The organism is Nocardiopsis yanglingensis (assembly GCF_045809185.1).
Classification (GTDB): Bacteria; Pseudomonadota; Gammaproteobacteria; order Xanthomonadales; family Xanthomonadaceae; genus Stenotrophomonas; species Stenotrophomonas yanglingensis.
The window spans coordinates 4,999-11,357 of record NZ_JBJNRH010000029.1 but is presented as its reverse complement, the minus strand read 5'-3'; the positions used below and the strand labels follow the sequence as shown (position 1 = coordinate 11,357).

Sequence of the window (6,359 nt, the reverse complement as noted above, 5' to 3'; positions counted from 1 at the left end):
GACAGTTTCCTGCGCGTGCCAGCCACGGAAGAGAATCAAAAGATCAAAAGCAAAGTCAGGCGCTCGTTGTAGAGCCGAGCCCATGCTCGGCTGCTGTACGCGAGGCATCTGAGCCGAGCATGGCTCGGCTCTACACGAACAATTCGATCATTTCCACGTTATCCACGCATGGCGTGGATCTACCGGCAGATCGCGATGATCTGTCGAAGGCGGGGTGGGTCCGGTTGCGGGGGTCACTTCATGGACGGGTTTACGGCGTCCCCCGCAACCGGACCCACCCCGCCTTCCCTCAGGAAACCCGCTTCTGCTCTGGCTCCGGCTCGTAGCGGGTGCAGGGCGCAGCCCTGCATCAAACCCACCCCGTTACTTCTTCAGGAAGTTGTCCACCAGCAGATGCTTCACGTCGTCGAAGCGGCCGTTCAACACCGCCTTGGCCGCGTACAACGCCGTGCCGGCCACCTGCTTGGCCTCGATCTGCGGCGGCATCACCAGCTCCGCGCGGCTGGTATGCACGTCCAGCAGCGCCGGGCCCCGCTGGGACAGGAAGTCCAGCACCGCTTCCTCAAGATCTTCGCTGCGGGTCACGGTGCGGCCGTGGAAGCCGATCACTTCGGCCAGACGGCCGAAGTCCGGGTTCTTCAGGTCGGTGTAGTTGTCCAGAAGGCCTTCCACCTTCTGCTCCAGCTCGACGAAATTCAACGAGCCGTTGTTGAACACCACCACCTTGATCGGCAGGTTTTCCTGCACGGCCGTCAGCAGGTCGCCCAACAGCATTGCCAGACCGCCATCGCCGGACAGCGAGATCACCTGCCGGCCGGGGAACGCCTTCTGCAGGCCCAGCGCCTGCGGCATCGCGTTGGCCATCGTGCCGTGCAGCAAGCTGGTCAGCGTGCGGCGGCGGCCATTCACCCGGATATGCCGCAGCACCCACACCATCGGCGAGCCGCCGTCGGCGGTGAACAGCGCATCGTCGCTGGCATGCTTCGACAGCAGCGCGGTCAGGTGCTGCGGATGGATCAATTCGCCTTCACCCGGCTGTTCTTCCTTTTCGCGCTTGTTCAGTGCCTTGTCACGGCGCTCGATGCACTCGTCCAGGAAACTGCTGTCCTCGCGCGGCGGCAGCATCGGCAGCAAGGCATCCAGCGTCGGCGCGATATCACCGACCACGCCCAGGTTCACCGGATGGCGGCGGCCGAGGTGGCTGCCATCGCGGTCGACCTGGATGATCGTGGCCTTGTCCGGATAGAACTGACCCCAGGCGAAATCGGCGCCGAGCAGCAGCAGCGTGTCGCACTCCATCAGTGTGTGGAAGCCGGATTCGATGCCGAAGATGCCGGTCATGCCCATGTTGTACGGGTTGTCCGGCTCGACGAAGTCCTTGGCGCGCGAGGTGTGCGCGATCGGAGCCTGCAGGCGCCGGGCCAGCTCCAGCAGCTGCGCGTGTGCGCCCTGGCAACCGGCACCAGCGTAGACACCAATGCGCTTGCCCTGTCCCAGCAGCTCGGCGATGCGCTGCAGTTCGGCGTCCGAGGGACGCAGTACCGGCTGGGTGTAGTGCACCGAAAACGGCACATCGTGCTTCACTTCGGCCTGGCTGATATCGGCGGGCAGGATCACCACCGCCACGCCGCGGCGACTGATCGCGGCCTGGCAGGCCAGCGTGACCACGCGGCGCGCCTGTTCGGCGCTGTGCACCTGCTCGCAGAACACTGAACAACTGGCATACACCGCCTTGAAGTCCACTTCCTGCGGGAATTCCATGCCCAGCTCACTGGTCACCACCTGGCTGGCGATCAGCACCATCGGCGCGCGGTTGCGGTTGCTCTCGAACACGCCGTTGATGAAATGCAGGCTGCCGGGGCCGCAGGAGCCGGCGCAGGCGGTCAGTTCGCCGCTCACCAGCGAATCGGCGCCTGCAGCGAACGCTGCCACTTCTTCATGGCGCACGTGCACCCAGGCGATCTCGCTGCCATGCATCGCATCGGTCACATGGTTGAGCGTATCGCCCACGATGCCATAACAGCGGCGGACACCGGCCTGCTGCAGGGCGTCCACCACGATTTCGGCCACGCGCTTGCTCATCGGATACATCCTCGAACGGGGGAACGTCCGAGGCTAGACCCGTAGAAGTGATGCTTCCGCAAAAAAAGGGGACGGAGGGAATTAAGTCGTTAACGGCACAAACGACTTAATTCCCTCCGTCCCCTTTTTTCTTCAATCGTTGACGTTGATCCAGCCCACCACCGCGCCCTGCTTCGGGTTGCGGTAGCGCAGCTTCAGCCAGCCGTCCTGTTCATCCAGCAGTTCCACGCGGTCACCCTGCACCAGGTAGCGTTTGGTGCTGGTCGCACCGGGCCGGTTGAACAGGAACAGGCGCGCGGGTACAACGGTGGCCTGCTGGCCACGCAGCGGTCCATCCGGCGGTGCGCCCAGGCCATCGGCGATGGCGCTCTCCAGCACACGGCCAGCGGGATCATAGGTGCGCCAGACCGCCAGCGGACCCTGCTCGTCGGTTTGTTCCCATTGCAACGCGGCGCTCACCGTGTCGCCCAGCATCAGCACACTCTCGCTGCGGTAGAGGTAGAGCGTCGCGCTCGAGAACCGGTACTGGTCGGCGTACCACATCGGGCCACTGCGGCAGCTGCTGGTCAGGGTTCGAGTGGCAGCATCCACGCTCAACCCCATCAGGTCACCGCAGCTGTCCTTGCCATGGGTGTCCGCCTGCAGCGCGCGGAACCCGGCACTGGACGGATCGAAGCGGTACACCGTCACCGCTTCGTTGACCATGCCCACCGAGGCGCGCGCGACCAGTTCCGGGTAGCCATCGAAATCGACATCTTCGAGAGACCATCGCGAATTGCCGTCGGCATCGGCCGCGCCCTCAAGCGTCTGGCGCTTGCCTGACGGTGACATCTGCACCGCGATGCTGCCGTCCTGCTGGGGATCGGCGTGCGCCTGCACGTGAGCGGCCACCTGGAACCGCAGCGTTTCGCCGTCATCCCCACGCGCCTGCGCCGTCGGTGCCAGCACGCCTGCCAACACCAGGCCCAGCATGCACTCCCTGTAGTTCATCATCGCTCCCTGCGGCACCGCGCTGGCACCTTCACCTCAGAACGATACCTCGACCGGCTGCCGCGACCACAGCACCGATTGATGCTTGGTCTGCTGCTTCCACGCCAGGCGGATCGCTTCGATATCGGCACGGCGCTGCGGGGTGTCCTCGTGCAGCACCACCAGCACCTTGGTGCGCAGGCGGTTGGGCGAGGCATCACCGCGGAACAGCCACTGGCCGTAGGCATCGAACACGGTCAGGCCATCCGGGAAGCGCGGGGTCACTTCCTTGTCCAGGAACGCGCGCCACTGCGTCTCGCCGATGGTGTCGGCCTGCGGACGGCTGCCTGCGCCCTGCTCTTCGCCCACGCCGAAATACAGCTCGCTGCGCACCCAGCCGTGGCCGTCGGACGGGCGTGCGGCATCACCCTTCAGTTCGGCGGTGGTGGCCGTGGCATAGGCGCTGGGCGCCTGCGAGGACAGGCTGGCGCAGCCGCTGGTGGCCAGCAGCACGGCGAAGACGAGGCCAAGGTGTTTCATCGGTACAGCTCCGGGGAAGGGGGACAAGACGAGCCGGCAGCGTACAGCGCCACCGGCCCGGCGTGCTGATGCCAACCGGGCATCAGCTCATGCCGGACCGGCAGGGACTTGCATCGGCACCGGCCATCACGCGAAGATAATATATCGCTTCATCCGGATGGATGTAAGTGAAACTATCTCCCCCTTCCCCGTCGTCGTTGTTGCTGGAGCCCCCATGTCCGTCCGCCTGCCCGCGTCGCCGCTCGGCCTCGCCATCGCCCTCGCGCTTTCCTCCGCTGCCGTCCCGGCCCTGGCCCAGGACGCCACCAACCTCGACACGGTGATCGTCACCGGCACCCGTGCCGCCGACCGCACCGTGCTCGAATCCACCTCGCCGGTGGATGTGCTCACCGCCGAGGACATCCGCAAGGCCGGCGTGGTCAATGGTGAACTGGGCAGTGCGCTGCAGGCGTTGCTGCCGTCGTTCAATTTCCCGCGCCAGTCCAACTCCGGCGGCGCTGACCACGTGCGCGCCGCTCAGCTGCGCGGCCTGTCGCCGGACCAGGTGCTGGTGCTGGTCAATGGCAAGCGCCGCCACCACACCGCGCTGGTCAACACCGACAGCAAGATCGGCAAGGGCACCACGCCGGTCGACTTCAACTCGATTCCGGTCAGTGCGATCAAGCGCATCGAAGTGCTGCGTGACGGCGCTGGTGCGCTGTACGGCTCGGATGCGGTGGCCGGCGTGATCAACGTGATCCTCGACAACGGCGGTGACGGCGGCGAGATCGAGGCCAGCTACGGTGCCAACCACACCGACCTCAAGCCGATCGGCCGCACTCTCACCGACGGCCAGACCGGCAACATCAGCGCCAAGGTCGGCACCTCGCTGAGCGAAGATGGCGGCTTCCTGCGCGTCGGCCTGGAGTACAAGCACCGCAACGGCACCAACCGCGCCGGCTTCGACCAGATTCCGCCGTGGGACCAGACGCCGGACAACCTGGCGCTGCAGGGCAAGCGCAACTACGTGCTGGGCGATGGCAAGAGCAAGGACATCAACCTGTGGCTGAACACCGAGATCCCGGTGGGCCAGACGTCGACGTTCTACGCGTTCGGTACCTTCAACCAGCGGGATACCGAAGGCGCGAACTACTTCCGCTATCCCGATGGCGATGCCAACTGGAAGCAGGTCTATCCGAACGGTTACCGGCCGATCTCCGAAGGCGAGAACCGCGACGTGCAGGCTGTGGCCGGCGTGCGCGGCCAGTGGGGTGAGTGGAGCTACGACGGCAGCCTGGATTACGGCCAGAACGACTTCACCTACCGCCTGCGCGATTCGCTCAACGCATCGCTGGGCCCGACCAGCCCGACCCGCTTCAAGACCGCCGACTACGAATACGCACAGACCGTGGGCAACCTCGACCTGAGCCGCGTGTTCACCCAGAGCGACAGCATCAGCCACACCCTGGGCCTGGGTGTGGAAGCGCGCCATGAGCGCTACCAGACCCGTCCCGGTGACCCGGCCAGCTACGCCGCCGGCCCGTACACCGACCGCCCGACCGGGTCGCAGGCCGGTGGCGGCCTGACGCCGCAGGATGCGGCGCGCCTGTCGCGCGACGTGGCCAGCGCCTACGCCAGCCTGTCCAGCCAGTTCGGCGAGAAATTCTCCACCGATCTGGCCGCACGTTACGAGCACAACGACGACTTCGGCAGTGAACTGACCGGCAAGCTCGGCCTGCGCTATGAATTCACCCCGGCGTTCGCGTTGCGCGGCGCGATCTCCAACAACTTCCGCGCGCCGTCGCTGGCGCAGATCGGCTACGAATCCACCTCCACCGGCTACAACGCAGGCGGCCAGCTGGTGCAGGGTCGCCTGCTGTCGGTCAACAATCCGATAGCGCGCGGCCTGGGTGCGCAGAACCTGAAGCCGGAAAAATCGATCAACACCTCGCTGGGCTTCACCAGCCGCATCGGTGAGCACTTCGACCTGTCGCTGGACTTCTTCCAGATCGACATCGATGACCGCATCGCGCTGTCGGAGAGCATCACCGGTGATGCGCTGACCGACTACGTGGCCGCCAATTACGGCGTCACTGGCCTGCAGAGCGCCAGCTTCTTCGTCAACGCGGCCGATACCCGCACCCGCGGCGCCGAGCTGGTGAGCAACTGGCGCCAGTCGCTGGGCGATGGCCAGCTGCTGCTGACCGGCACCTATGCGTACACCAAGACCACGCTGAAGAACGTGCTGGCCACGCCGGCGCAGCTGCGCGCGCTGAACCCGGACTACGTGCTGTTCGGCATCGAGGAGACCAACACGCTCACCGATGCCACCCCGCGCACGCGCGGTAGTTTCTCGGCGGCCTGGAGCAACGACCACTGGTCGCTGAGCACCCGCGTGAACCGCTATGGCAGCGCCACCCGCGTGTTCAACTTCGGTGACGGCTACATCCCGCGCCAGACCTACCAGGCCGAATGGCAGCTGGATGCCGAAGTGGAATACCGCATCACCCCGCAGTGGAGCGTGGCAATCGGCGGGCAGAACCTGACCGACAACTACCCGGATCGATCCAACAGCGATATCCACTACTTCGGCAACCTGCCGTACGACGTGCTGTCGCCGATCGGCAGCAACGGCGCGTATTACTACGGCCGCGTCCGCTATACGTTCTGATTGCATTGGACCAATGACTCCCGGTGGGTGCGGACCGTTGGTCCGCACTGTCTGCGTTCCATGCAGCCTGCCCTTCGTGCCGACCAACGGTCGGCACCCACCGGAGGTGAACGCTCTG

At 65.5% G+C, this 6,359-nt stretch carries 4 protein-coding genes; 1 reads left to right on the top strand and 3 read right to left on the bottom strand.

Annotated elements, in window-relative coordinates:
- Positions 1 to 363: 363 nt before the first annotated feature.
- The 3 genes from ACJ7C5_RS20995 to ACJ7C5_RS20985 all read right to left on the bottom strand — a co-directional run bounded on the left by ACJ7C5_RS20995 (position 364) and on the right by ACJ7C5_RS20985 (position 3,591).
- The gene (locus ACJ7C5_RS20995; RefSeq protein ID WP_412704942.1) at positions 364 to 2,082 is read right to left on the bottom strand and encodes a thiamine pyrophosphate-dependent enzyme; all 1,719 of its coding nucleotides are present in this window, start codon (positions 2,080 to 2,082) and stop codon (positions 364 to 366) included.
- 132 nt (positions 2,083 to 2,214) lie between these two features.
- Positions 2,215 to 3,072 carry an XAC2610-related protein gene (locus tag ACJ7C5_RS20990; RefSeq protein WP_093999941.1) on the bottom strand — a complete coding sequence of 286 codons (858 nt, stop codon included), beginning with the start codon at positions 3,070 to 3,072 and terminating at the stop codon, positions 2,215 to 2,217.
- Between the two features lie 36 nt (positions 3,073 to 3,108).
- Positions 3,109 to 3,591, bottom strand: a complete 483-nt coding sequence (locus ACJ7C5_RS20985; RefSeq protein WP_412704941.1) for a DUF3574 domain-containing protein — start codon at positions 3,589 to 3,591, stop codon at positions 3,109 to 3,111.
- A 214-nt stretch (positions 3,592 to 3,805) separates the two neighbouring features.
- Between ACJ7C5_RS20985 and ACJ7C5_RS20980 the strand changes: the two genes are divergently transcribed.
- Positions 3,806 to 6,241: a TonB-dependent receptor plug domain-containing protein gene (locus ACJ7C5_RS20980; RefSeq protein ID WP_412704940.1), complete on the top strand. Its 2,436-nt coding sequence runs from the start codon at positions 3,806 to 3,808 to the stop codon at positions 6,239 to 6,241.
- Positions 6,242 to 6,359: the final 118 nt, after the last annotated feature.

Bases quoted from the DNA above. Each gene is read 5' to 3' on its own strand.
- ACJ7C5_RS20995 (WP_412704942.1), bottom strand. From the start codon at position 2,082: ATGAGCAAGCGCGTGGCCGAAATCGTGGTGGACGCCCTGCAGCAGGCC.
- ACJ7C5_RS20990 (WP_093999941.1), bottom strand. From the start codon at position 3,072: ATGAACTACAGGGAGTGCATGCTGGGCCTGGTGTTGGCAGGCGTGCTG.
- ACJ7C5_RS20985 (WP_412704941.1), bottom strand. From the start codon at position 3,591: ATGAAACACCTTGGCCTCGTCTTCGCCGTGCTGCTGGCCACCAGCGGC.
- ACJ7C5_RS20980 (WP_412704940.1), top strand. From the start codon at position 3,806: ATGTCCGTCCGCCTGCCCGCGTCGCCGCTCGGCCTCGCCATCGCCCTC.